The sequence below is a fragment of the Caenibius tardaugens NBRC 16725 genome (assembly GCF_003860345.1).
Lineage (GTDB): Bacteria > Pseudomonadota > Alphaproteobacteria > Sphingomonadales > Sphingomonadaceae > Caenibius > Caenibius tardaugens.
This window is the reverse complement of sequence record NZ_CP034179.1, coordinates 4,194,037-4,220,673: the sequence shown is the minus strand read 5'-3', so window position 1 is coordinate 4,220,673 and position 26,637 is coordinate 4,194,037. Positions and strand designations below refer to the sequence as shown.

Below are 26,637 nucleotides of genomic sequence, written 5' to 3'. Positions count from 1 at the left end.
ATCTGTCGTTCCGAGATTGGCAGCACATTGCAAAAGCAGAACAGTGATGCAATAACATTGCAATGATGTGGCAAGATGGGGGCGCAGGTGGAAGAAGGTGTCCGTGACATTCTCGATCAGTGGGCAATTGAAGCCGTGCTCAAACGCTATGCACGGGCGCTGGATGAACGCGCCTTCGACGCGCTCGACTTATGTTTCACTGCGGACGCTCATCTCGACTACACGTGCGCAGGTGGGCCGGCAGGACCTTATCCGGACGTCAAGCGATGGCTGGAGGCTGTGCTACCGCCGATTGCCGAAATGCAGCATTTTACCACCAATGTGGAAATCACGGTGGATGGAAATGAGGCTCGGGGCACGAGCTACACCTTAAATATCAACGGGCTGAAAGTAGCTTCGGGCGAGGTGAAGCACATGATTGTGGGTGCACAATATATCGACCAATTCCGTCGCACCCCGGATGGCTGGCGCATTGTTGATCGGCGGGAGGAGCGGTTTGCAACCTTTGGCCACAGGTTCGGCCCCGAAGATGTGACAACCTGATGGCGGAGATTGTGCCGCCGACCAGCTATGGTGTGAGCGACTATGATCCGTTCATGCCGCTGGTAGTCGAAGGCGATCCCTATCCACTTTACGACACCTTACGGCAAAAGGCCCCACGCCTGTTTCTCGAACCGTATGGCGCCTGGTTTTTTACCACTTTCGAAGACGTCTGGTCCTTGTCCAAACAGTCCGGCCTGTCGGTGGCCGGGGGGATTACCCCATCCCAGTTGCTGCTTGGAGCGGATGCCAACCGTTTCATGGTAAGCCAGATGGACCCGCCGGATCACAAACTGTTCCGTAGCGCGCTCAATTCGTTGTTTACCGCCAATGCGGCCAGGGCAATGGAAGCCGCGGCGCGTGCGGAAGCGCGGGGATTTCTAGACACGATCCAGCGTGAGGGCGGGGGGGATATCCTGCTGGGCTATGCCGGGCCGCTGGCTGTTGCCGTGGGCTGCTGGCTCAGCGGTCTCCCGCGTGAGGATATGCCGATGCTCATGCAGTGGACGAACCATTTCTTTCACCGGATCATGGACAAGCCCGGCGATACGCATGTTGGCGCGCAGGCAGGTGGCGAGATGATCGCCTATATCACCGACATCATGGGGCAAGTGCGCGCCGGGCGGAGAGCACCGCATGGGGCGATGGGCGTCTTGCTGGACATGCAGCGGGATGATCCGGCGATCACGGACGATCATATCCGCTTCATCGTGCTCAATCTCCAGATCGGTGCGGGCGATACGGTGCCCAAAAGCATCTCTGCCGCCTTCCATCGTCTTTGGGAAAACCCGGTGGAACGGGTAAAGTTGCAGGCCGATCCTACGCTCGCCTTGCCGGCCTTTGCCGAGGCGATCCGCATCGACATGCCCACACAGATGCAGGGGCGCACCGCAATGGAAACCATTTCCTACGATGGCATCGAGATTCAACCGGGCCAGAAGACCATGTTCCTGTTCGCGGCGGCCAATCGTGATCCGGCGGAATTTGTCGAACCGGGCCGGTACATCATTGATCGGCATAACCGCCGGACATTGGGTTTCGGTAATGGCATCCATCGCTGCCTGGGGGCGCATATCGCAGAAATGGAAGGGCGGATCGCGATCGAGGAAGTCATGGCCACAATCCCGTCGTACGCAATTGATCTGGACGCCTCGCGCAAGCACAAGACAGAATACGTCAAGGGATGGTCAAACGTGATCGTGACCCTGTGACAAGGGATGGGAGATTGATGCGATGGAGGTGATCAAGCCGAGGGCAACGATAACGGGCGCGGTGGCGGCGCGCATGCTCGCGCGGGTTTACGAACAGGCGGAAGCCGATGGCAAAGCGGTTTTCGTCTCTGTGGTCGATGGCAGCGGTCAGTTGATGGGCATGCTCTCGCACGAGAATGCAGCGCCCATTTGCCGGCAGATCAGCCAGGATAAGGCCTATACCGCATGCGTGACGGGGCGGCGGACCGCGCTCTGGCGGGATTATGTGCTGTCCTGCCCTGAGGAAGAACGACATCTGATGCTGTCGCAGCCACGCTATATCGCTGCAGGGGGTGGTTCACCGATTGTCGTGGACGGCATGGTTGTCGGCGGTATTGGCGTATCCGGGGCCAGCCAGCAGGATGACGAGGATCTGGCCGAACTGGGCGTGAAGGTGGCGCTGGGCGCGTGAAACCCTTGCGGCTTGGCTTGCCTGCGCGATCGTGGGATGGCCAGCGGGACGTGCTCGAATGGTTGCTGTCAAATATGGCAGAGCCTGATGGCGCCTTTGCCAATCGCCTTGTCCAGATTGAACTATCCGACAAGCGGCTACTGGAGATCGCGACGGGCGACAGGTCCGAATATATCGCAATGGCCGATCAGGAGGAGGGCAAGGAGCGCAGCGTGACAATTGCGCCCGGCGTTTCCCTCCTCCCGCCAGATAGCGCCATGCTCCACCGCTTTCTCGCATCGCACTGGCTATCGCTGAACCATATCGGGCTCAACATTGCGCAGCGCGATCTTCGCGCTACCGCTTGGCAGGACTTGATCCACGATATCGCCTGCGTGGTTCCAGCGTACAGATTGGATGTCGGATCACCCAACGACATTGTCATGCTGGTCGATGATAGGCAGCCTGATCGGCCCGCGGTCGTGGAACTTGTCTATGATCGCGTCGCACCATGCACCAGCCTGCATATCTGCGCTGCCGTCGATGCCGATCGCGCCACGCTGGAAACCGCTTTCCCCGCGCCAACCGGTGGCTATAAACCCGGGGATCAAGCGTTCTTCCGGTCCGTCGCCCTGCCGCAATCCTGCAGCATTCCGGTCTATCTCGATCTCGCATTTGCAGACGGGGCCATGATGCCGTGGACCGAGATCGTTCAACTGATGGGAAAGCGGATGGGGTAAGAGATTGGGTGAGGGGTTGCATTGTGCCCCCGGACGCGGGTTAAGCAAGCGATCGGGACAAATGGGAAGAAGGGCAAGGCAGTGGTCGGGGTCAGGGAAAAGGGCAAGGCACGCCGCAAGCGCCAGATCATCCAGGCGGCGAAGCATCTTCTGGCAACAGGTGGGATCGATGCCCTTTCCACCCGCCGTCTCGCGGAAGAAGCCGAACTCAGCGTGCACACGCTCTATGCGTTGGTCGGCAGCAAGGAACAGATACTCGAAGCCGTGATGGCCGACAATCACGAACGGGTTTTGGAAGACCTGCTCAAAATCGATGAACATCATGCCATCGAGAAACTCTTCGCCATCGTGGAATCCACTTACGCGATCATCGCCGAAGACAGCGCCGCGCAAAAACCGATCATGCGCATGCTGATGACCCGGTATTACGAGGGCAATCTCAACCCGATACCCTGGTGGCAAATGGCGCAGGAGAAGGGGTGGATCGAAAGCGCGATTGCCGAAGCGACGGTGCAGGGACAGTTGCGCGGGATGTTTCCGCCGGCGCAGATCGCGGACATGCTGATGAAGATCTATCTATCGAACTTGCGGGACTATCTGTTCGATCAGACGACGCTGGCGAACTTCCGCAACGCCACTCATTTCGAATTCTGGTTCTGCCTGTCCGGTCTTGCTGTGGAAACGCAGCGGGACGCTTTTCTGGCCAAGGCCATGGATGCGGCCAGCCTGTTGCAGCAGACTGCGCCGGAGTAAATATCAGATCGTGATTGCGAAACCATAACGCTGTTGTAATTTTTTCCGCAGTGACTTAGGTTCCCTTCCATCGAGCCCTTCACGGGGTAAACGAAGGGGAGGCAAAAAGGCTTCAGCCAATCAGCACCACGGGGTTTCCCCTGTTCTGCAAGAGAGGCTGATCCCGCCAGGCGCATGTCCGGGCCGGCCCCATGACTGTCCATGGAGGAACGCGGTCGCGGGATGACGAGGATTACCATAAACCTGAATGTTCTGACGCTGGACCGCCTGTTCGGTGGCGATCTGGGTGCCTATGTCGAGAAAGCCCGCGCTATCGAGGAAGCGGGCATCGACGGGGTGGTGATGCCCGATCACGTCGTATTCGGAAACGATGCGGTCTATCCCTATGGCAACTGGACCGTGGCGCCAGCGGACAGTTGGCCCGAACCCATGACTGTCCTGTCGGCGGTGGCGGCGGCGACGCACAGGGTCAAACTGATTACCAATGTCCTGATCGCGCCGCTCCGTTCGGCGGTCCTGCTGGCGAAACAGGTCGCGACGCTCCACGCCCTTTCAGGCGGGCGTTTCGAACTGGGGGTAGGCACGGGCTGGCAAAAGGAAGAATACGACGCTAGCGGTCTTCCCTTCGCCAATCGCGGCGATGTTCTGTTCGATCAGATGCGGGCATGCCAGGCCTTGTGGCGCGAACGCCCGACTTATCTGCAATCGGACCACGTGAATCTCGATGGTATCTGGTGTTCGCCCACAGTGACTGATGCTTCACCAATGCCTCTGTGGTTCGGGCTGGCGCCAACCCGCACCAATGCCCGCTATTTCGCGACGTTCGATGGCCATTGGTCGTGCATCAAGCCTGATCCGGATTTTGTGGCGGAGGGACGGGCACGTTTGGAAGAGGCCCTTTTCACCGGGTTCGGTATAGAAAAGCGGCTGAAAGTCCGCGCGGCACCGGCCATGCATTGCGACGCAGCGGGCACCCCCTGCATCGATCGAACTATGGAGAATATCCATGCCTCTGTCGCTGCCGGTGTCACGGAATTCGACATTCCGATGATGTTCTACGCTCGTGATCCAAAAACATTCGATCGGTTTCTCGAACGGATCGGGGGCGTTCAACGGGATTATTGAGGATCAACCCTGTAACAAGGTGGGGAGAGCACGCCATGAAGGGAATTCGGCACTATCGTTCGAGATTGCATGGGTCTGTTATAACGGCGGGTTTCGGCCTTTGCTTGGGAACGTCGGGCTTGTGTCTGGCGCCGTCGGCCTATGCGCAGGAGCGTGAGACCGCGAATAGCGGAGGGCTGGCGGATATCGTCGTAACCGCGCGCAGAACCTCTGAATCCCTTCAGAAAACCCCGATTTCGATCACGGCGCTCAATGCCGAAGCGCTGGAAAAGATCAATGTCACGCAAGTGGACAAGGTGGCGCAGGTTGCACCCAACGTGGTGATCAGCCAGCAATCCGGCGCGCTGTCGGCTGCGTCTATCAATATTCGCGGTATCGGTCAGACCGATCCATCCTTTGCACTGGATACGGCAGTCGGCATCTACATGGACGGCGTCTATGTGGCGCGCACCGCCGGGTCGATTTTCGATCTGGTGGATCTGGAACGCATCGAAGTTTTGCGCGGACCGCAGGGCACCTTGTTCGGGCGCAACACCACGGGCGGTGCGATCCAGTTGATCACGAAGAAGCCCACCGATGAATTCGGTGTCACGCTGAAAGGCGGGTATGGCTCGCGCGACAGCCGGCATATCCGGGCGCGGATCGATACGGGCAAGATCGGAGGATCGCCCATTTCCGCATCGCTCGTACTCTTCCATCGTGCGCGCGATGGCTATTTCGATAATCACCTGACATCGGACAGAAAAGATCCGGGATCGCTGAATGTCTATGCCTTCATGGGTGCGCTGCGTGGCGATTTCGGGCCGCTGCAGATCGATTACAGCTATGATTACGATAAACGCACGGGCGCACCCGCCTTCTTCCAGATTGTTGGGATGACCGACGCGGCGCTTGCCTATTACAGTGGATCGCAGGCACTGGGCGGTGCCCCCTTGCAACTGTTCGATCCGGACAAGCGTGCGCGATCGGGGCTGCAGGCGCCGTCTGCCAATGGCAGTTTCATGGGAAAAACCGTGGGGCAGGGGCATAACCTGACAATCAGCTATGAAGTGTCTCCCGCTATCACCTTCAAGTCGATCACCGGCTATCGCAAACTGTACATGGGCAATGCCCTGGGCCTGACCGGGAATGGTGTGCTCAAGGGCTATGCCCCCGATCTCAGCGTGCAGACGGTTGTGCCCTATAACGGCGTCAACGCGCCAATGCGCCAGCGGCAGTTTTCGCAGGAATTGCAACTTCTCGGCGCGGCGGGCGATTTCAAATATGTGCTGGGCGCATACTTTTTCGATGAGAAGGCAACCGAAGACAACAAGCAGGAACTGACCTTCATTTTCCCCAACCCGGTGCCCGGGCCGATCCCCTATGTCGGCCTCAATCTGGCGCCGGAGGCCAAGTATCACGCGCGCTCGAAATCCTATGCGGTGTTCGGCCAGTTAAGCTGGCGGCCGCAGGCTCTGGATGAAAAATTCGAGCTGACCGGCGGCATCCGCTATACCAAGGACAAGAAGCGGATGACGCTGGAAAACACGTCATTCGGCATACCCGATCCCACAAATGGGACGGATACCGTCAGCTTTGACAATATCTCGTTCCTCGCATCGGCCAGCTATCAGTTTACCCCGGATGTTCTGGGCTATGCGAAATTCTCCACCGGGTACAAATCGGGCGGTTTCAATCCGCGCGCGCCGGGCCTGACCGATGTTTCGGGTAATTTCGCGGGGCTCAACGCGTTCAAGCCGGAAAAGCTCACGTCCTATGAAGTGGGGCTCAAGACCGATTTCTTTGACCGGCGTTTGCGCGTCAATGTTGCGGCATTCTACAGCAACTACAAGGATTTGCAGGTTGCCCAATTTGCTTCGGGAAGTGGTGGTGCCTCGACCCTGCTGGTCAACGCGGGCAAGGCGGAATTCAAGGGCGTGGAACTGGAAATCACGGCGTTGCCAGTGCGGGGCCTGACGCTGACAGGATCGCTTGGCTACACCGATCCCAAGTACAAGCAGTTCCTGTTCCTCGATCCGATGACCAACGAGGTCAGCGACATTTCGGGTACGGCACGCTTTTCCAACCTGGCGAAGTTCAATTCCTACGTGTCAGCAGAATATGCGTTTGAGCCGATGGCGATTGGCCAACTGTCGATCCGTGGTTCCTATGCCTATCGCAGCCATGTCTATTTCTATCCGAACGACGCGGTGAACATCTTCAACAAGGTCGTGGATTCGAATGCCACCAACAGCGTGGAAGCGCGGATCAGCCTGTCGGATATTCCATTGGGCAATCAACTTCGCGGCGAAATCTCGCTGTTTGGCGAAAACCTGCTCAATGAAGATCAGGCGCTTTATGGCGTCGATTTCGGCGGTCTCGGTTTCGGGGGTAAAATCTTTGGCGAACCCCGGCGGTTCGGCGTCGATGCGAAGCTGAGTTTCTGACCGAGGCGCATCCCGGCCGGAGCATTGCCCCGGCCGGGATGTCACGGACTTTAAAATTTCCGTGCCACGCTCAGCGTGACCAGCCGAGGGCGACCGGGGCGGCCGGCGATAGCTGCGGTGTAGTTCGCGGTTCCCAGAATATATTCGCGATCGAGGATATTCGAACCGGAAAGCACCACTTTCCAGAGATCGGATGCGCTGCTCCACGCAAGGTGCGCGTTGACCAGGCCATAGCTTCCCTGCTGCTCGGGATAACCCGTAAAGCCGTTCACCCCGTCATTCGCCGCTGTGAAGTACACTGTCGACTGAACGTGTGCATCCACACCGGCTGTGATCGCGCCGCTGTTGCCCAGATCATGCGTGTAGGAACCGCCGAAGGTTGCCGACCATTTGGGCGCATTGTTCAAACGTTTGCCGCGCGCATCGAAGTTGGCGAACTGGGTGACGAAAGCACTGGGATAGCTGCGATAGTGCGCGTCGAGATAGGACACATTGGCGAACAATTGCAGCCCTCTGGCAGGCTTGGCCATCAATTCGAGTTCCACCCCTTTTACCCGAGCGGTGGCCGCATTCTGCGTAATGGCGCCGAATGTCAGTCCGGTCTGGACGAAGTTCTGCACCTGGAGATCGGTGTAATCGTACAGGAATGCGCTGATGTTGGCCCGCAGTTTGCCATCCAGAAGATCGGTCTTGGCCCCGACTTCATAGGCCCAGAGATATTCGGGGCCGTAGCCTGCAGCGGCATCGATGGCATTGGTCGTGCCGATGTCATAGCCACCGCTCTTGAAGCCGCGCGTCGCGGATGCGTAGATCAGCATGCCTTGCCTCGGGCGGAAATTGATGCCGAACTTGGGGGTCAGGGCATCGGCCTTGCGCCGGACATCGACAAAGTAGGGATCGGAAAACCCGGGGATGCCAATCAGGCGCGGGGCCTGTTCCGCGATTTTCGGATCGAAGTTCGACGAGAACACGTAGTAGTTATCGAGGTCGAAATGCTTGCTCTCCTTGGTCCAGCGCAGGCCGGCGGTGAGCGAAAGCGTATCCGTCAGCGTAATGTCGGCCTGACCGAAGAACGCATAGGATTCCGCCGTAACAATCGGGCGCTGGATCAGCGTAATCCCCGCCGGAATGATGTTCAGGGTCAGCGGTTCGTTGTTGCGTTCGCGGAAGTAGAACCCGCCGCCGACAAAGTGAACCGGGCCGAGCCGCGCATCGAGAGTCAGTTCCTGGCTGAACTGGTGTTGCCGGATGTCCCCGATCGTGGTCCGCAACAGGGTGATCGCGCTGGAATCCGCATCGGACACGATCCGGCCACGAAACTCGCGATAGGATGTCAGCGAATGCAGGGTGACGGAATCGCCAAGGGGCAAGGACAGGTCGATTGCGCCACCATAGCTCTTGGTGACGGTATGGTTGTCCAGATCCATGGACACCTTTTTGTAATTGCCCAGTATGCCATCGTCGAGCGGCACGCCGGTGGGGCGAAGGAGCTTGGGATATTGGCCTAGTGCACCGCTTTGCCGTGACCAGTCGGCCCGCAGGATCACCTCGCCGTCGCCCACCGGAACGAGCAATTGGCCACGCACGCCGCGTGATCGTCCGTCCTCGATATCGTTGCCGGTAGAAACGTTCTTGCGATAGGCATCGTGCCCGGAAATATCGGCCGCAAGGCTCGCCCGGATGCCCGATTGGGTGAGAGGACCGGAGACGTACGCTTTTAGCCCATAGGTTTCATAAGTGCCGATCTGCGCCTGAACTTCACCGGTGAACTTGTCCGATGGCTTGCGGGATACGACGTTAATCGTACCGCCCACGGAATTTCGCCCATACAGGGTTCCTTGCGGGCCGCGCAGAACCTCTATGCGTTCCACATCGAGAAAGTCGTTAAAGTAGCTGAGCGGACGCGCCATATACACGCCATCGACGTGGATCGTCGTGCTGGGATCGGAGCCGACGAAAACGATATTGGACCCGACGCCGCGGATGTAGAGCTGGGTGAACCCGCTCAGGTCGGAAACCTGGAGGCTGGGCACATAGGCCTTGAGGTCCTGAACGTCGGTAATGCCCCGTTCGGACAGCATGTCGCCACCGATGGCCGAAACAGCGAGCGGGGTATCCTGCAAGCGGGTTTCCCCCATGCGGCTTGCGGTGACCACGATATCGGCAAGCGTATCAGCGGGAGTTGGGGGGGCGTCCTGCGCATGGGCAGCCGAGGCAAAGACGAAAGGACTGATGGATAATGCGGCCGCTATCGTCCTGAAGCGCGCGCGATGTACCCGTTGCGACATGGTTCTTCTCCCTGAATTCTTTAACGCGGAACGGGTGCGAGCGATTTGCTCGCCGCCTGCCTGTCCACCGCGCGTTCATAAGAACACACAGGATTTGGCGCCCCCTCAAAAGTGAGGGGGACGTGGTTTCGCGAGCCACTAAGATGCGCGGAATAACACAGGCCGCAACAACAGCAGAGGCTGCAGGGCCGGGAGACGGAGAATGACAGTGTCGACCATGGCAGAGATGATCCCGGGATCTGCGCCCTATCCACGTAACGCCTGGTATGTCGCGGCGACTGTGTCGGAACTTGGTCCGCAGCCTCTGCATCGCTGGCTTCTGGGAAAGCCCGTGGTTCTCTTCCGCCAGCACGATGGCACGCCTGCGGCGTTGTTCGATCGTTGTCCGCATCGCGGATACCCGCTGTCCGAAGGGCGGGTTATCGATGGCGCGGTGGAATGCGGCTATCACGGGCTGCGTTTTGGCGCAGATGGCAAGTGCGCGCTGATCCCTTCAGGGGGCACGATGCCTGCGGGGCTAGGCGTGGAAAGCTACCCGGTTCGGGAAAAATGGGAATGGATCTGGATATGGATGGGCGATCCGGCCCGGGCCGATCCGGCGCTGATCCCCAATCTCGATCGCTTTGGCCTGGGGCGCCCGGACTGGCATTCGGAAACCAGCGTGCTGCTTCAAATCGGGGCGAACTATTTACTGTCGTTCGAGAATTTTCTTGATGCCAGCCATATTACCTTTCTCCACACGGGGCAGATCGATTCCGGCGATGTCGCAGGGCAACCGCTGGAGATGCAGATCGATGGCGATCTTATCGTTGTTGCCCGCCGGATCGAAAATGAACTGCAAAGCCCGTTGACCATGCGAACCTTCGGCTTCGAAGGCGATCGCGCGCATCGCACGATTACGGCCGAAGCGCTCCCGCCCGGCATTTGCGGCATCCGGGTCGAAGTGGAACCGGTCGAACAATCCGCCGTGCAACGGCAGGTCAATCAACTTGTTGTCGGCATAACGCCGCAGGACGATACCCATACCCTGCAATTTACAGCGGTGGCGCAGACGTTCCCGTTCTTCAACGAGAGCCGTCACGATGACGTGCGCAATCTTCTGATGGAGGATGTGGTTGCGATGGAGAAAATCCAGCGCCTGCGCGAGGCCGTTCACCCCGACGAACGGGTCGAATTCGGGCTGCTGGCGGACAAGGGGGCCTATCAGGCGCGGCGTATGCTGTCGGCGATGATCCGCAACGAACGCAATCTTACTACAGCGAACGGAGACTAATTCATGGACCATCGTCCCCACCTTGAGCAGACGTTCGCGCAGCCCGATGCGGAAACCCTGATTGCGCGTGCGCGGCATTTGCGTGCTGCCATCACGGAACAGGCGCCGCGTTACGCCACAGAGCGTAAGGTAAACCCCGACGTGATCGATCTCATTCGGCAGGCGGGGCTGTTTCGCGTGCTTCAGCCCCGGCGCTGGAACGGGTTCGAAATGACGCCAGAAGTGTTCAATGACATCCAGTTCGAACTCGCGCGCGGGGATATGTCTACGGGGTGGGTCTATGGCGTTCTGGGCTGCCACAATTTTCAGATGGGCCTGTTTGACGAACAGGCGCAGATCGATGTCTGGGGGAAGAATGACGAGGCGTTGATTGCCTCCACGTTCCAGCCCGGCGGCATCGCCACACCGGTGACTGGCGGATATCGTTTCAGCGGGCAATGGAAATTCGCCAGCGGCTGCGATCACGCGGACTGGGTGTTTCTCGGCGGAATGCTGGATGACGAGTTCCTGACATGCCTGCTGCCACGGGATCAGTACGAGATTATCGATACCTGGAAGGTGTCGGGCCTGAAAGGAACGGGAAGCCAGGACATCCTCGTCAGGGACGTGATTATTCCGGAACATCGTGTGCATCGCAGTTCCGACGGTTTCCGCTGCGACAGCCCGGGCAATCGCGTGAATACGGGATGGCTGTATCGTTTGCCGTTCCATCAGGTTTTCATTCGCGCGATAACCGGTTCGGCAATCGGTGCGCTGCAGGGGATGATCGATGCCTTCTCCGATTATGCGCGGTCACGGGTGAGTGTGGTCGCGGGCGCGACGATCAAGGACCCCGATGCGCTGCTGGCCCTCGGGGAAGCGATGGTCACAGTGGACGAGTTGCGTTGCGTCATGCGGCGCAATTTTGCCGCGTTGGAAGTCTATGCCCGGCAGGGTATGCCGCCACCGTTTGAGGAACGTCTGCTATACAAGTATCAGGCATCGGCGGTAACCGAACGCTGCCTTGTAGCGGCACGCCGGATATTCGAGAATGCGGGCGGCACCGGCCTGTTTGAGGAACATGCGTTCGGCCGCATTCTCAACGATCTGATCGCTGCACGCCAGCACGCTGCGGCGCAGTATCGGTTGGCCGGGCGCAGTCTCGGGGCGGTGCATCTCGGGCAGGATGTTAACGAATGGTATCTCTGATCCGGCGGCGGGGAATCTTGGGCGGTCGGCGGAACTGCGCACGCTCAGTTTGAAGCCGTATCCCACAGGAAGGGCAGCGTGCGCGTCAGGGTGGCGATCATCCCACCCTTGGTGCGGACGTTGAGCTTGTCATAAATCGCTTCGATGTGAAAACGCACCGTGGTGCGGCTCACGCCCAGTTCCGCGGGGATGGCGGACAGTTCGATACCATGGATAACACGTTCGGCGATGCGCGCTTCAGCAGGAGTAAGCCCAAACAGTTGCTGCAGCGCGTTCTGGATATTCCGGGTGGCAGCCATGCCATCGTCCAGATAGAGCGCTGCATAGCGGCGGCGCAGGCGAAAAGGGGCCGTTTCCACGGTCAGGGACTTTACGCCCACATTGCAGGTCCGATCGTCCCACGCCGATGGAAACCGCGCGGCGCCGATGTGACTGGCGGGTTCGTCCAGTGGTTTGGCCAGGGCGCGCTGGACCAGCGTCTGCAATTTTCGCGCCGCGTTCCTGTCTTCCGCGGTCACCAGCCCATTTCTGATCGCAAAGTAATCGCAGCCGATAATCCTGTCGGCGTGCTGATTGAGCAGACGCACGCCTCCGTCGCTATCGCATAGCATAAGGCCGATACCGAGATCGGTAATAAGGTCGGTCACCAGATCGGAAAACTGCGTTGCCCCGACCATGTCGACATGCAGCCGGATGGCCCGCGACAGGTGTTTCGCGATGATACGCACACGCTCCACATCGTCGGCGGTGTAAGGCGGTGCCAAACCCGAACGGGCAGCATGAAACAGGAACTGCTGGTTATCGCGGGTGTCCAGCGCGAAGGTCATGCTGCGCGAGACGGAATACTTTTGCAGCAAGGCCTGAAAGCGCCCCGGCAGGCCCAGCGTCTCGTAATTGTTGCGGATCATGATCTGCCCCGGGGCTAGTGCGTAAGTCATGATTTCATCAGGATCGCGGTTCTCCCATTCATGGATAGCGCCCTGATCCGACCGTGCGCCTGCCGCAATGAAGCGGGATTCCGCGGGCTGATGGGCCACGGCAAATTCAAGCACCGCAGTCTGGGAATCCGTATAGCGGCTCAGGCACGCGAGCACATCGTGCCAGCCTTCGCCCCGTTCAGAGCCTACCGCGCCGTAGATCTGGTTCAACAGATAGTCGTGCCGCTGCAGTTCGCCGTCCTGTTCCATCGCATCCTCTGCCCAGGGACCGCTGTCTTGCGGTTCCGTGACGGAGCGTAACGCGTGGAGCGCGTGGAAGCCACAGTGGCGACAAGGTGTTGGCGATCCTGACCACGTGTCGCGAAGAAAAATCACCATCAGCCCTAAACTCTTGGGCGCTTCGTCGGAGGACAGACGTGCAAGGCGATTTTGCCTTGCTTGTGCCGCGATGGGGCGAGGGACTGATGGTATCGATATTCACGGGTCTGGGTGCGGGCTTCTCGCGGGGATCGGCGAACATTCTTGGGGGCGCCGGGCAACTGGGCAGTGCGTTACTCGGCCGTGCCGGGGAAAACGTCGCGGTCAACGCCGCCACCGGCAATCTCGTGGTCAGCCGCGAAGATGAATTCCTCGTCGGACGCGGTCCGGATATCGGCATATCCCGCAGTTACAACAGTCTCGCCGATACGGGCGATGGCGACAATGCGGATAACTGGCAGCAGAGCACAACGCGGCGCATCTTCGGCCTGACCGGCAGTGCGAACACTGCGGGCAGCACGGTCAGCCGATTGGGCAGCGACGGTGCGGCGATCGTGTACATCTGGGATACGGGGCGCAATGCCTATGTCACCAGCGCGGGCAGTGGCGCGTACGATACGCTGACTTTCTCCAATGACGTGTGGACCTGGCGGGACGGGGATACGCAGGCGAGCGAAAGCTATGCGGCACATGGCGTGGATAACTGGCGGATTGTCTCTGCCGGCGACATTGACGGCAACACGCTGACCTGGAGCTATAACGGCGACAAGCTCGATACGGTGACCACGGCGGACGGTGCGTGGACGCAATATCTCTGGTCGGGCGACCAGATCACGGAAATCGTTACCGGCTATACCGATCTTGCCACGTCCACGGCCCAGACGCTGACCCGTACACGGTATGCCTACGACGCGAGTGACCGTCTGATCATGGTGACAAGCGATCTGTCCCCGCAAGACAATGCCGTCACCGATGGGCAGACCTATGTCGTCACCTACACTTATGACGGCACCAGCAACCGCATTGCCTCCATCGCGCAAACCGACGGGTCGCTATTGGCGATAACCTATGACGGATCGGGCCGCGTCGAAACCCTGACGCAGAGTGTGGCGGGCGGCAATGTGCGCGTCACAAGCCTGACTTACGCAACGGGCTATACCGAAGTCACCGGGCCGGACGGGCAGGTAACCCGGCTCACCTATGATGCCGCAGGGCAACTCACGGCCATCACTGCGCCCGCCGCCACCACGGGCGCCACACCGCAAACGGTGCGATTTGCCTATGACGCGGATGGCAACCTTGTCAGCGTGACGGATGGGCGGGGCAAGGTCACGACCTATGATCACGACGCGAACGGCAACATCACGCAGATCATCGATCCCAACGGCAACATCGTCGACCGGGTCTACGATGCGGCCAACCGTCTGATCACCGAAACAACATATGGATCGGACCGGAACGGGGCCAGCAATCCGCACTACAGCCAGTTTGCCTATGACAGTGAAGGGCATCTCGCCTTTGCGGTGAACGGTGCAGGCCAGGTGACGGAGTACCTCTACGACGCCGATGGGCAACTCACCTACACCCGCCAATACGCCGGGAACATCTATCCGATCAGTGCGGCCCCGATCGTCTATGCCGATATCGTCGCACTGCGCAACAGCCTGCCCGATCTCAGCAGCGTCGAATTGACCCGCTATATCTATGATGCGCGGGGCAATCTCGCGGAAAATCTCACATACGGCACAGCCTCGGCAACGGGCGGCAGTTCGACCGCTGAAGGCTATAGCCGGACGTACTACACCTACGATCAGGCAGGACGTCTGCTGGCGCGCAATCGTCAGGGTGAGCAAGCGGAAACGTTCGTTTATGATGGCATGGGGCGTCTCGTGGCATCTACCGATGTGCACGGCGGCACCACGACCATCGTGTTCAACGATCCGGCATTGACCACCACGGTCACCACGGCTGCGGGGTATGTGAGTGTCTCCAGCTTCAACAAGGCCGGAGAACTGGTCAGCCGCACCGACAGCGGGGTGCACACCACCGGCGGAACCGCGACGTATGCCTACGACGCCAATGGCCGCCTGCGGGTGGTCACCGATGCAACCGGGCGCAGCGTCTATACGCTGTATGACAAGGCCGGGCGCAAGGTCGCGGACGTCAATCACCTCGGCGAAATCGTGGAATACCGATATGACCAGGCAGACAGGCTTGCTGCGACTGTCCGCTATGCCACACGCGTGGGGGCAGCGCAGCTTGCCCTGCTGGCAGATCCCGCCAACACATCGGACCTTTCGGCATTTCTGCCTGTGGCCAGTGCAGCGGATCAATGGGGCTGGACAGTTTACGACGATGGTGGGCGGGCCGTGCAATCCATCGCCAGCGATGGCAGCGTGGCGGCTTATGCCTACGATCAGGCCGACCAGCTGATCCGCACCACGGGCTATTACAATCGCCTGTCAGCGGGACAGATTGATGCGCTGAAACTCGATCCGTTTGCGGCTGTGGTTTTGCCTGCCGCACATGCCAAAGATGCCATCACGCGCCATTTCTACGATGAGGCGGGGCAACTGGTCGGTGTGCTCGATGGCCACGGCTTTCTCAGTGAAATTACCTACGACGGGGCCGGGAACAAGGTTTCGGAAACGGGCTATGCCGTCAGCACTTACAGTGCCGACCGCGCCAATGGCACTTTCGCCACACTTCGGACACAGGTCGCGGGGGCTCTACGGTCGATCGCGTGGCGCGTTACGTTTACGATGGTCAGGGGTTGTTGCGCTTCACTGTTGATGCGCTCGGCGGGATTACTGGCTTCGCCTATGATGCTGCGGGCCGTCTGACGACGACAACGGAATACGCCACACCGCTTACGCTCAGCGATTTCACATTTGCTGCGGTGAAGGCGGCGGTGGCCACCAGCGGCGCCGACCGGGTCAGCTATACCGTCTATGATGCGGCCGGACGGGCGGCCTACACAATCGATGCGGAAGGCGGGGTCAATGCCTTCGTCTATGACACCTCTGGCCGGGCGGTGAAGGCGATTGCCTTTGCCGATCTCTACGACGCATCGGCGGGATTGCCCACGCTCGCCACGATGGCCGGTTGGGCTGCCGATCCCGCGCAGGCAAGCGACACGGCAAACCGCGTGACGCGGAACTGGTACAGCGAACGGGGCGAACTGTTGTTCACTGTCGATGCCGCCAATTTCGTGCGCGGGTTTATCTATGACGCGCAAGGCCGCACCATCGGGGAAAGCGCCTGGCCCGCCGGGATCGTGGTCGCAGACAATGCCACGCCTGCGCAAGTCGCGGCGCTGACGGCGGGGGCGGGCAGCCCGATTGCGCTCAGCTACAGCTATGACAGCGCTGGACGGCTGCTGACCGGCACCGATGGCGAAGGCATTGTCACCCGCCATGTCTATAACGCGCTGGGGCAACGGACGGATACCTATCTGGCCGACAACGTCAGCACCGATACGGTGCGGCTGCACTATGAGTACGATGCCACAGGCCGACAGATTGCCGAATATCACGCTTATGGCAGCGCGGTTCAGGCCGGTTCATTCTTTGCCTATGATGGCCTCGGCAACCGGATCAGCACGACTGACGCCAACGGCAACACCACAACTTTCGCCTATGATGCGCTGGGGCGTGTGACAAGCGCCACCAACGCGTTGGGCGGGGTGACGGCCTATCAGTACGATGCTTTTGGCAATGTCCTGAAAGTGACCGATCCGCGCGGCAATGCGAGCTTCAATTACTATGACCGCCTCAATCGCCTCGTCGCCACACGCGATGCGGGGGGCTATGTCACGCGCACAATCTACAATCGCTTCGGGGATGCGGTGAAGACCGAACGCTATGCCACGGCGATGACAGCGCCCGGCGCTGCGGGCATAGCGGTGTTCGATCCACTCCAGGTACCGGTCGATCCTTTCGCTTATGCCGATAGTCTGCAGGCGATTGCGGACGACCTCGATATGCAGGCCAATCAGGCCGAAGCCAATGCGCCTCTCGCACAGGCCGATGCCACCAGCACAGCCAATGCTGCGAGTGAGGCAGATGTTACGGTCGCTGACCTTCTGGCGCAACTGACAGCAGTTGGCGGGCCACAAGGGATCGACTTCTCAGCCGAACGTGCTGTGGCACTAGCAAACACCAGCACTTGGATGAGCAATCGGAAGACGTGGCTGACCAATGCCGCCAATGCCGTGCAGACGTTGATCACGGCGGCTCCTTCAGGGGCTTACAAGGATGAACTGACCAATATCAAAACTGCGCTCACCAGCGAAAAAAACGCCGCTGATCTCGCCTTTTTGCCGGCCGGTTACATCAACGCATTTTACGATGCCTTGACGCTTCAGCGCAGCACATTGGCGACGGCGAAAAGTGTGGCTTTGGCCGATCCTATTGCGTGGTTGCAGGCACGCGAGTCTGATCTGGTTAATTGGGTTGCAGAATATAACGGCCTCCTCATCGCCTCATCCTTTGTTAGCAAGTCCAAGGATCAATGGCTGACGGTTGTTCAGGCTATATACGACCTGTCTAACAATACCTATTCATCGGGGTGGCCTGCAGCATCGTCCTTATACAGCTCGGTGCAGAGCGACCCAGCGTACGTGCCGAGCGGCCTTACGCACACTGCGACGCAGACGGCTGACTATCGGGCACTGGCAATTATCAATGCCTATTATGACGCTCAGGGTGCAATAACGCAAAGCTACGGTGTCCTGACGCAGGCGCAACAACTGACACTTGCTTACAATCAGGCAGTTGCCGATGCCGATGCCGCGCATGATGCGGCCGATGCTGCGGCAGCGGCGGCTAGCGCTGCGTCTGCCTCCGCCGTGCAACTGCGCGCCGATGCGACGCAGGCGCAGGACGATGCCGATGCGGCCTATGCCGATGCGCAGGCCAATGCCGGTGTGGTCCTGCGGGACGATTACGTGCTGCTCGATCTCGCGCAGTTGGGGCAGGTTGCAGAAACCCGGTATGGCTATAACCGTCTCGGTCGTATCGAATGGACAGTCGATGCCGAAGGCTATCCAGAGCTGTATGAATACAATGCCTTTGGCCAGCAAACCGGCATATCGCGCTATTCCCAGATTCTGACCGGTGGGCAAAGCCCCGATCCCGATGCACCGATGCCGCCCGCCGTGATCGCGGCGTTCGATCTTGCCGCGCAGAAACAGGCCGATGCGGACGTACTCGCCACGCAGATTGCCAATTTGCAGGCCAATCTCGCCAATGCGCTCGCCAATCCGTTGCCGCATCTGCAGACGCATCTGGCGACACTGAATACCCAACTGGCCACGCTTAACAGCGATTTGGCCGCGCTGCAGGTGCAGTACGACAACGCCAACTTCTTTGACCAATTGCTGGTTTACGGTCCGCGAATTGACGACAAGGAAGATGAAATTGCCGCCAAACAGGCGGAAATAACCGCCCTTCAGACGGAAATCACCCGTGTGCAGAACAATCAGGGGCTGACCAGCCTCGGCACAGGGATCATCCAGGCCCAATTCGATCCTGCGACACTACAGGCGCAGTATCAGGCCGCTCAGGCACTCGCCGATCAGACATTGGCCGATGCGCAGACGCTGCAAGCGCAAGCGATGGGGATGGGCGGCACGCAAGCCTACACCCGTTTTGCGTATGATAATCGCGGCCAACTGACGCGCACTACCGACGCGGAAGGCTATTTCGAGACATTCGTTTATGACGCCTTCGGGCGCCGTATCGCGCATACCGACAAATCGGCGAGTGCGGACAAGATTGCCGGGGGCACCACTGTCTTTACGTATGACAAGCGCGGCCTGCTGCTCACCGAAACACTGTCGATTGCATCCTACACCAGCAGCGGAACCGTGCAGGCGAGCTCCGTCATCAATCGCTATATCTATGATGCGCGCGGCAATCGCATCGCCCGGATCGAAGCAGAAGGGTTGAGCGAACAGCGTCGCACGGACTACACCTATGACAAGCGCGATCGTCTGATCGAAACCAAAGGTGACACGGTCAGTGGGCTGACGATCAGCACGGCCAACAACACCGTCTCCACCGTGTCGGGCCAACCGACAGCAACGATCACGTACGATGCACGCGGCAACGTGCTGGCAACGGTCGACGAAGCTGGTGCGAAGACCGTGTTCTTCTACGATCAATTGCATCGCAAGGTTGCGGAAATCAACGCGCTGGGCGCCTATACCGCTTACGAATACGATGCGAACGGCAATGTCACACGCATCCGGGTGTTTGACACCACCGTGGCGGTTCCGGCCACTGGCGGCACAGCGGCGCAAGCGCCCGCGCTTCCTGCAGGCACGTTCCGCGAGACGATATTTACCCATGATGCGCGCGGTCAGATGCTGAGCAGTAGTGTGCTGGGTGTGACCACGGGCCAAGGCTCCGGCTCAAGCTGGGTGAGTAGTACGGCGGCCATCACCACCTCCTATCAGTACGATGCGAATGGAAACGTGGTGAAAGCCACAGACCCCAACGGCAATGCGATATGGAGCTTCTACAACAAACTTGGCCGCAAGGTGGCACAGGTCGACAGCGCCAACTACCTCACCAGTTGGATTTTGGATTTCGAAGGCAATGTCGCTGAAGAGCGCCGCTACGCCGTTGCGGTGACAGCGCCAAATGGCGGTGCAACCCCACCCGTTGGCACGTCCAACGCGGCCGATCGCATCACGCAATACACCTATGACAAGAATGGCAACCGGCTGAGCGAAACTCGGCTCAACGTCCAGTTTCACAACGGCAGCGGGGCGCACACCACGGGCAGTGCGAGCATTGCCTGGCTATACAACGGGCTGGGGCAGGTCACCCGTCGGACAGAGGCAACCGGCGATCAGACGAACTATACCTACGATGCCGGAGGACGCCTGACCCGTGAGGTGAAGGCGCAAGGCGCGACCAACTACTTCTACGATGGGACCGGCAACCTCAGCCGCAGTGTGCAGGCGGCGGTCAACGGAAACCTGGCGCGGACGACCACGTACACTTACGGGGCGTGTGGCCGCCTTGCCAGCATGACCGACGCGGGCGGCAATGTCCGCACTTATGCCTACGATGTGGCGGGCCGGCTGGTGCTCGAATCCTACGTGCGTGCGCAGGCAACCGGAACAGCCATTACCGAAGCCATCGGCCACCGTTATGACGTGCTCGGCCGAAATCTGGGGCAAGCCTATTACACCAAGCCAAGCAGTACGTGGAATCTCCTGTCGAGCGGTGATGTCTCCTCGCTGCAGTATAATGCGCATGGCGATGTGACCAAAATCGGCGTGAACGGTCTGTGGCAGCAGGAAAACAAGTATGATGCCGCAGGCCGTGTCTGGGCCACCAACACCGGCGACGGGGCCTGGAAATACTTTGGTTACGACAAGAACGGGAACCAGACACTGGCCGTGACATCGGCGGGCGCGAACCTTGCGGGGCAAGCATCCATTACCGCGGCATATGGTCAGGTGAGCGGTGCAACGGTCAACGGCACGATAACGTTCTACGATGCCCGTAACCTTGCAACTTCGGCGAAAGAGGAGGGGCGCCAGATCAACACCGGGGCGGCGGTGGAATTGACCTCATCGCGCACCTATAACGCCTTTGGCGATGTGGTGAGCGAGACCAACGCCAACAATGCCACGGTTACCTATACCTACAACACGATGGGTCGCACGATCGCGATCCAAAGCCCGCAGGTATCGATCACAACAGCCGCCGGGGTGGTGCAGAACGCCACACCGACGGAAAACTTCTATTACGACAAATCGGGCAGATTGACCGGCAAGCGTGATGCCAACGGCAATCTCACGCGGTACACCTTGCTTGCCGGCTCCGGCTATGGCGGGGCAAGCGCTCTTATCAGCCAGGAAATCCATGCCGACGGCGGCACGATTACGACCGCCTATAACGCGCATGGCGATGCGGTGCAGGTGACCGATGAGGTCGGTCTCGTCACCACCATGACTTACGATAATCTCGGTCGCGTCATACAGATGAACAGCCCGGGCGGGTTGGTCGATTACTATGCCTACGACGTGCTCGGTCAGAGATTGTCGCATTACAACAGTGTTCTGGGTTCGGGGAACAAGGAACTCGCCTACTACGACGTCCAGGGGCGCATCACCCTGCAGCGCGCATTTGGCGGCGACACGATATCCACCACTTATGTGTGGAGCGGCACCATCGCGACGACGGGGATGGGAACATTCGGCGGGTGGACCGAAACCAGCACTTACGCGAATGGCAAGACGACGATCGACAAGTCCGACATGTTCGAACGTGTTGTGCAGCACACCGACATGGGCGGGTTTGTCACCAACAACACCTATGACGCAGCCGGGCGTCTGATCACTGCGGCGACAGGCCCGACCGGCAACACCTCAACCATGGCCTATGTCTATTACAACACCGGCCAGTTGAAACAGTCCTCTCTCAGCTACACCACACAGACATACTATTGGACTGGAACGACAGTGGTGTTCGGCACGCAGACCAATACGGTCGATGCGAGCTACACCTACAACAAGGTCGGCAACCGCCTGACCGAGACGGGTTCCACCAGTCTCAACGGGACACCCACCACCTTCAAGAGCCAGACGGCAACCTATGATGCGCTCGGTCGGCTGAAGACCTGGGCAGAGGCGGGAACGACCACAGCACCGGCATCGAACATCAGCTATCAGTATGATGCAGCGGGCAACGTGCGGCGTTCCACGGCGAGTTACTATACGCTTGACGCAACCGGCGTTGCGGCCACCACAGCCAGCACCCAGGACTACTGGTTCCGCTATGACACTATGAACCGGCTGGTGATCGATCGCGGCATCCTGTCGGGAAGTACGATCGTGCGCAACGCGCAGAACAATACGAGCAAGGAAATTCTCTACGACAAGGCGGGGCGGCGCGTGAACGTGCTCACCACCCTCTACTCACCCCCGGCCAGCGGGTCGGGTTTCGCGATCCCCGGCATGTATCATGAAGAGCGTGAAATCTACACGTACAACGCGGCAGGCAGTCTTTCGCAGGTCGATCTTGGCGTGGGAGCGGTCGCCGTGGATGCAACCCCCGGCACGCCGCCGACAATTCCAGCTGCGCCGACAACCGGGACCAAGCGTTCCAGCTTTACCTACGACGCGATGGGCAGGGTGCTGACCCAGCAGGATTTCGAGGCGGATGGAACCACAGTCGCCTATGATCGGGCTGTTACCTATACCGCCAGCAATGCCATCCAGACCGAAACCGCAATCACGAAGCGTGGGACGGATACGTTCAAATCAGTCAGCGCTTACGATTACGGTTCTGGAACGACCTCCGCGCTTGGCTCGGTTTTGTCCGTCACGTCCAAGAATTACAAGAACAACAACGATGCGGATGCCAAGGATACGAGCACCGTCAACACGTACGTCTGGCGTGACGGTGCGATGCAGAACACCATCACGGTGGACAACGATACCGGCTCCACGTCCAATGCACTCTACACGACGACCATGTACTACAACGCTGCCGGGCGTTTGATGAGCGCCTATATCAGCGACGGCAAGCCGCGTTCGGTGGCCTATACGCTTGACGAAAATGCGCAGATTGTCCGGCGCGATGAAACCCGGCCTTCCAGTGCACCCTCCGCGCAGACGGGCAGTCCGCATGAGGTGTGGTACCGCTTCGGCGGACGCGAGATGGGCTATACCGGCAACAACGGCACGGACAATATCGCCTACGCGGCCTCCATCGCCCGGCGACAACAGGGCACGCCTTCCAATCCCGGCACGTTCCGCGATGGGGGAACATACGCGCAAACCTATGCAGACTTTGCGCAAAGCTACGATCCGATAAACTCCTTCAGCCAGGGCGCATCGGGCGGCAGCTACACCGTGCGCACGGGCGATAATCTGCAATCCATCGCGCAGACCGTCTGGGGCGACGCCAACCTCTGGTACAAGCTGGCGGAGGCCAACGGGATCACCGGCAAGGCAGGCCTGATCGAAGGGCAGGTGCTCCAACTCCCCGCAGGCGTGATCCGCAACGCGCATAACGCCGGGACGGTCAGCCCCTACGATCCTGCGGAAGCTATCGGCAACGTTTCCCCGACAACGGCACCTAAACCGCCTAAGAAGAAGGGCTGCGGCGGACTGGGGATGATCCTCATCGCCGTGGTGGCGATTGCGGTGACAATGGTTGCCACGGCAGGCGCAACAGCAGCGCTTAGCGGGCATACCTTTGGTGCGGTGTTTGGTGCGATGACTGGAACGGGTGCCGCGATAGGCAGCGTTTCTACGGCAGCTTGGGTTGCTGGTGGCGCCATTGGTGGTGCGATTGGTTCTGCGGTTTCTCAAGGTGTCGGCGTCGCCACTGGTTTGCAAGACAAGTTTAGCTGGAAAGGCGTCGCACTGGCTGGAATATCGGGCGCGATCGGCGGCTATTTTCAGGGATTGAGTAATGCCGCAGGATTGGCCGCGGCCGGGGTGAAAGGCGCGACCAAACTTACCGGCGTGGCAGGCTTCCTTAGCAGGGGTGGGATAACCAGCGCCACTGCCAGAGGTGTCATCGGCAATGTGGCATCGCAAGGGATCGCCCTCGCAACCGGCCTTCAGGGCAAATTTGACTTCGCGGGCGTCGCAGCGGCCGGGATCGGTGCGGCAACGAGCAGTACTGTTGGTGCACGCACACAAGCCCTCGGGCGCATTGGCAGCGGGTTCCTGAGCAATACTGCGGGGGCCATCGCCAACGCCGCAACCCGAAGCGCTGTCAACGGCGAGAACTTCGGCGATAACCTTATGCGGGCCATGCCTGATGTTATCGCCAATACGATTGGAGATATCATCTCTGATACCGTGGTTTCTCGCCACACTGAACATCAGAGTGGCTTGCAAGAACGCGAAAATGCCATTGTGAGGTCAAGTGACAATCCAACGGCAGTCACTAATCCCGGCGTTCCAAACACCGAAATTGTAGTAACCGCACAAACATCTGTTTCAGACCTCCGGCAGCACTTCAGAACATTTCCATCGTATCAAATAGCCAAAATTCGCAATAGCCTCACCGAAGGTACGCCTTTCGTCGCGGGCTCCGCGCCAGTCGTTCAGGGGGTTGGTAACATCCCGGGCGGAGCGTCCGATCCAGCAAGCACATTAGCCGGGGCCATTAACTTTTACGCTTACTTCTCCGAGGGCACATTCGACGATCTTGGCGCATTTTTGCTCGCCAACTACGTAGCACCTGACGGATCGGATGTCGCCGATGTCATCGAACGTATTTCGAGGGAGACAGATGAAAACGATCTGATGCTTGCCGCGAACATCACCGCGTTGCATGCAACCAACAATCCGGTGCTCGGTCAAGTTGCGGCTGGTTTGGAGGACGTTGCAGTTGAACGTTGGCTTGATGGTGGACAGCAAGCAGCAGCAGCGGCAGACAGCGAAGTTGAAAACATTGTTCGCCTAAATCCGCTCATCGATGATTTCTACTTTGCGCGTGATGTCATTCAGGGCCGTGCATCGAAGCTTGAAATTGGCGCAGCAGTTGGAGCCCAGGCCCTTCCTATGGTGGGGGCACTTGGCAAAAGGCTTTTCGCTGCGGAAAGTCGAATGGCGCGCGCTGCGCGTCTGGGGCGCGAAGGTGAAAGGGCTGCGGGCATCATACGCCCAAAAGTCGGTGTGACGATCAATGGCCGGTTGCGCTTCCCCGATGAGATCACGGATTCACTTGTGAAAGAAGTGAAGAACGTCAAATATCAAGGTTGGACCAAGCAACTGCAGGACTATGCTGACTTAGCGTATGAGCGTAAGGTGCCTTTTGAGTTGTGGATTAGACCCGGGCCGCCAGGTGTTGGTACGACGATAAGTCGGAACCTCTCCGCTGCTGAACAAAGCAAAAAAGTCATATTCAAATACATTGGAATTGATTGATGGATGATCGATCGTCGAATGGTAAGTGGGCGCCTGGGAAAACGGCGTGGGAGATAGAACAGGAGCGTCATCAAGATCCAGAGTGGCTTGCCATGAGGGCAGAGCAGGAACAGAGACGGCAGGAGTTGGAAACCGCGTCACGTGCCCAACAGGAATTGTTGGTAGCTGACATTCGGCGCGCGGGATATCCTGTCGAGTATTCAGTCTACGAGTTGGTGCATACGGCAGATAGCTATCCCGATGTCATTCCTGTACTAGTTAAACATCTGTCTCTTCCTTACAGTGATCGAATTAAGGAAGGCATCGCGCGCGCCTTAACCGTTGTTGAAGCGCGTGGGGTTGCTGGCCCTGCGATTATTGAAGCGTTGCGAATGGCGGAGGGCGACCGTTTTTATCGGTGGGCGCTTGCCAATGCGTTGACCAAAGTTGCAACCCGAAACGAGAAAAACGCGATTGAGGAGCTATTTGAAATAGAGGCTGATGATGATGTGCGTGAACGACTGAAAAGAGCTTTAAAAACTGCAGCCAAGGCCTAGGGTCGGGGCCCATTGATGTGAGAGGCGCGATCTGATTGTGCTTTGCACGCCGACGGCTCCAAGCTCCGTGAGGAGACTGAGAATGAGCGACTTGTTTTGGCTGACCGACGAGCAGATGGATCGTCTGCGAGCCTACTTTCCCTAGAGCCACGGCAAGCCGCGCGTTGACGATCGGCGGGTTCTGAACGGCATCGTGTTCGTCAACCGCAATGGGCTGTGCTGGTGCGATGCGCCCAAGGAGTATTGCCCCTACAAGACGCTGTACAATCGTTGGACGCGATGGGGCGATTTGGGTGTGTTTCTTCGCATGATGGAAGGGCTGGCTACTGAAGGTGCCGAACCAACGACGTCATGATTGATGCGACCTATTTGAAGGCGCACCTCACGGCTTCGAGCCTGCGGGTTAAAAAGGGGATCTCGGGCGGCTGATCGGCCGCACCAAGGGCGGCATGAACAACGGCCGCAGGCGAGCGCAGCTCAACCTTCACGCCATCACCGACGCCAACGGCCGCCCGCTCAACTTCTTCACGACCGCCGGGCAGATCAGCGACTACAGTGGCGCTGCGGCTCTCCTGGACGATCTGCCCAAAGCGGAATGGTTGCTGGGTGACCGCGGCTACGACGCTGACTAGTTCAAGGAATCTTTGCTGGCGAAAGGTATCAAGCCCTGCATTCCTGGCCGAAAATCTCGGCTTCAGCCCGTCAAATACGACCAGCGGCGGTACAGACGTCGCAACCGTATCGAGATCATATTCGGCCGCCTCAAGGACTGGCGCCGCGTCGCCACGCGCTATGATCGCTGCCCAATGGTCTTCTTCTCTGCCATCGCACTCGCAGCCACCGTCATCTTCTGGCTCTGATTAACGAGTCCTGACCCTAGCAGAGAAGATTTTTATGAACTTCACTATAAAGTCGATAAGTCTTTCTACGGCGCTGCATTTCCCAAATCGGTAGGAGGGTCGTGGAGGGGGCGCCCACTTGGTATAGCGAAATACAGTGGCGCTCAGCGCCTGTGGCACG

General features: G+C 59.1%; 14 protein-coding genes and 1 pseudogene. 13 read left to right on the top strand and 2 right to left on the bottom strand.

Going from position 1 to position 26,637, the window contains the following annotated elements; all coding sequences use genetic code 11:
* Positions 1–75 precede the first annotated feature (75 nt).
* The 7 genes from EGO55_RS19885 (at position 76) to EGO55_RS19855 (ending at position 7,225) form a co-directional block, all read left to right on the top strand.
* Positions 76–543, top strand: a complete 468-nt coding sequence (locus EGO55_RS19885) for a nuclear transport factor 2 family protein (RefSeq protein WP_021691736.1) — start codon at positions 76–78, stop codon at positions 541–543.
* Positions 543–1,751 carry a cytochrome P450 gene (locus tag EGO55_RS19880; RefSeq protein WP_021691737.1) on the top strand — a complete coding sequence of 403 codons (1,209 nt, stop codon included), beginning with the start codon at positions 543–545 and terminating at the stop codon, positions 1,749–1,751. Before EGO55_RS19885 ends, EGO55_RS19880 begins: the two co-directional genes overlap by 1 nt.
* Before the next feature lie 22 nt (positions 1,752–1,773).
* Complete coding sequence (locus tag EGO55_RS19875) at positions 1,774–2,202, top strand: GlcG/HbpS family heme-binding protein (protein WP_021691738.1); 429 nt, start codon at positions 1,774–1,776, stop codon at positions 2,200–2,202.
* Positions 2,199–2,921 (top strand): hypothetical protein, encoded by a 723-nt coding sequence (locus EGO55_RS19870; protein ID WP_021691739.1) that lies wholly within the window; start codon positions 2,199–2,201, stop codon positions 2,919–2,921. The genes EGO55_RS19875 and EGO55_RS19870 overlap by 4 nt, the downstream gene beginning before the upstream one ends.
* Positions 2,922–3,002: 81 nt before the next feature.
* Positions 3,003–3,674: a TetR/AcrR family transcriptional regulator gene (locus tag EGO55_RS19865; RefSeq protein WP_021691740.1), complete on the top strand. Its 672-nt coding sequence runs from the start codon at positions 3,003–3,005 to the stop codon at positions 3,672–3,674.
* A 222-nt stretch (positions 3,675–3,896) separates the two neighbouring features.
* Complete coding sequence (locus EGO55_RS19860; RefSeq protein WP_052023809.1) at positions 3,897–4,799, top strand: TIGR03619 family F420-dependent LLM class oxidoreductase; 903 nt, start codon at positions 3,897–3,899, stop codon at positions 4,797–4,799.
* A 119-nt stretch (positions 4,800–4,918) separates the two neighbouring features.
* Positions 4,919–7,225: a TonB-dependent receptor gene (locus EGO55_RS19855; protein ID WP_021691742.1), complete on the top strand. Its 2,307-nt coding sequence runs from the start codon at positions 4,919–4,921 to the stop codon at positions 7,223–7,225.
* Between the two features lie 50 nt (positions 7,226–7,275).
* Here EGO55_RS19855 and EGO55_RS19850 read toward each other — a convergent pair whose 3' ends face one another.
* The gene (locus EGO55_RS19850) at positions 7,276–9,513 is read right to left on the bottom strand and encodes a TonB-dependent receptor (protein ID WP_021691743.1); all 2,238 of its coding nucleotides are present in this window, start codon (positions 9,511–9,513) and stop codon (positions 7,276–7,278) included.
* A 202-nt stretch (positions 9,514–9,715) separates the two neighbouring features.
* Here EGO55_RS19850 and EGO55_RS19845 point away from each other — a divergent pair, with 202 nt between their 5' ends.
* Both EGO55_RS19845 and EGO55_RS19840 read left to right on the top strand, forming a co-directional pair.
* Positions 9,716–10,786: an aromatic ring-hydroxylating dioxygenase subunit alpha gene (locus EGO55_RS19845; RefSeq protein WP_021691744.1), complete on the top strand. Its 1,071-nt coding sequence runs from the start codon at positions 9,716–9,718 to the stop codon at positions 10,784–10,786.
* 3 nt (positions 10,787–10,789) lie between these two features.
* Positions 10,790–11,974 carry an acyl-CoA dehydrogenase family protein gene (locus EGO55_RS19840; protein WP_021691745.1) on the top strand — a complete coding sequence of 395 codons (1,185 nt, stop codon included), beginning with the start codon at positions 10,790–10,792 and terminating at the stop codon, positions 11,972–11,974.
* A gap of 44 nt (positions 11,975–12,018) precedes the next feature.
* Here EGO55_RS19840 and EGO55_RS19835 read toward each other — a convergent pair whose 3' ends face one another.
* A complete protein-coding gene (locus EGO55_RS19835; RefSeq protein WP_021691746.1) occupies positions 12,019–13,161 on the bottom strand; it encodes a helix-turn-helix transcriptional regulator in 1,143 nt (380 codons plus the stop codon).
* 215 nt (positions 13,162–13,376) lie between these two features.
* On the opposite strand from EGO55_RS19835, the gene EGO55_RS19830 reads away from it, so the two are divergent.
* The 4 genes and pseudogenes from EGO55_RS19830 (at position 13,377) to EGO55_RS19815 (ending at position 26,477) form a co-directional block, all read left to right on the top strand.
* Complete coding sequence (locus EGO55_RS19830; RefSeq protein WP_124916830.1) at positions 13,377–16,013, top strand: RHS repeat domain-containing protein; 2,637 nt, start codon at positions 13,377–13,379, stop codon at positions 16,011–16,013.
* The gene (locus tag EGO55_RS19825) at positions 15,914–25,081 is read left to right on the top strand and encodes a putative toxin (protein WP_124916829.1); all 9,168 of its coding nucleotides are present in this window, start codon (positions 15,914–15,916) and stop codon (positions 25,079–25,081) included. Before EGO55_RS19830 ends, EGO55_RS19825 begins: the two co-directional genes overlap by 100 nt.
* The gene (locus EGO55_RS19820; protein WP_021691748.1) at positions 25,081–25,617 is read left to right on the top strand and encodes a hypothetical protein; all 537 of its coding nucleotides are present in this window, start codon (positions 25,081–25,083) and stop codon (positions 25,615–25,617) included. The genes EGO55_RS19825 and EGO55_RS19820 overlap by 1 nt, the downstream gene beginning before the upstream one ends.
* An 82-nt stretch (positions 25,618–25,699) precedes the next feature.
* Positions 25,700–26,477 (top strand): annotated as a pseudogene (locus EGO55_RS19815) (IS5 family transposase).
* Positions 26,478–26,637 lie beyond the last annotated feature (160 nt).

Coding starts and splice junctions, on each gene's coding strand:
- EGO55_RS19830 (WP_124916830.1), top strand. CDS start 13,377: ATGGTATCGATATTCACGGGTCTGGGTGCGGGCTTCTCGCGGGGATCG.
- EGO55_RS19875 (WP_021691738.1), top strand. CDS start 1,774: ATGGAGGTGATCAAGCCGAGGGCAACGATAACGGGCGCGGTGGCGGCG.
- EGO55_RS19880 (WP_021691737.1), top strand. CDS start 543: ATGGCGGAGATTGTGCCGCCGACCAGCTATGGTGTGAGCGACTATGAT.
- EGO55_RS19885 (WP_021691736.1), top strand. CDS start 76: ATGGGGGCGCAGGTGGAAGAAGGTGTCCGTGACATTCTCGATCAGTGG.
- EGO55_RS19860 (WP_052023809.1), top strand. CDS start 3,897: ATGACGAGGATTACCATAAACCTGAATGTTCTGACGCTGGACCGCCTG.
- EGO55_RS19835 (WP_021691746.1), bottom strand. CDS start 13,161: ATGGAACAGGACGGCGAACTGCAGCGGCACGACTATCTGTTGAACCAG.
- EGO55_RS19820 (WP_021691748.1), top strand. CDS start 25,081: ATGGATGATCGATCGTCGAATGGTAAGTGGGCGCCTGGGAAAACGGCG.
- EGO55_RS19840 (WP_021691745.1), top strand. CDS start 10,790: ATGGACCATCGTCCCCACCTTGAGCAGACGTTCGCGCAGCCCGATGCG.
- EGO55_RS19845 (WP_021691744.1), top strand. CDS start 9,716: ATGACAGTGTCGACCATGGCAGAGATGATCCCGGGATCTGCGCCCTAT.
- EGO55_RS19850 (WP_021691743.1), bottom strand. CDS start 9,513: ATGTCGCAACGGGTACATCGCGCGCGCTTCAGGACGATAGCGGCCGCA.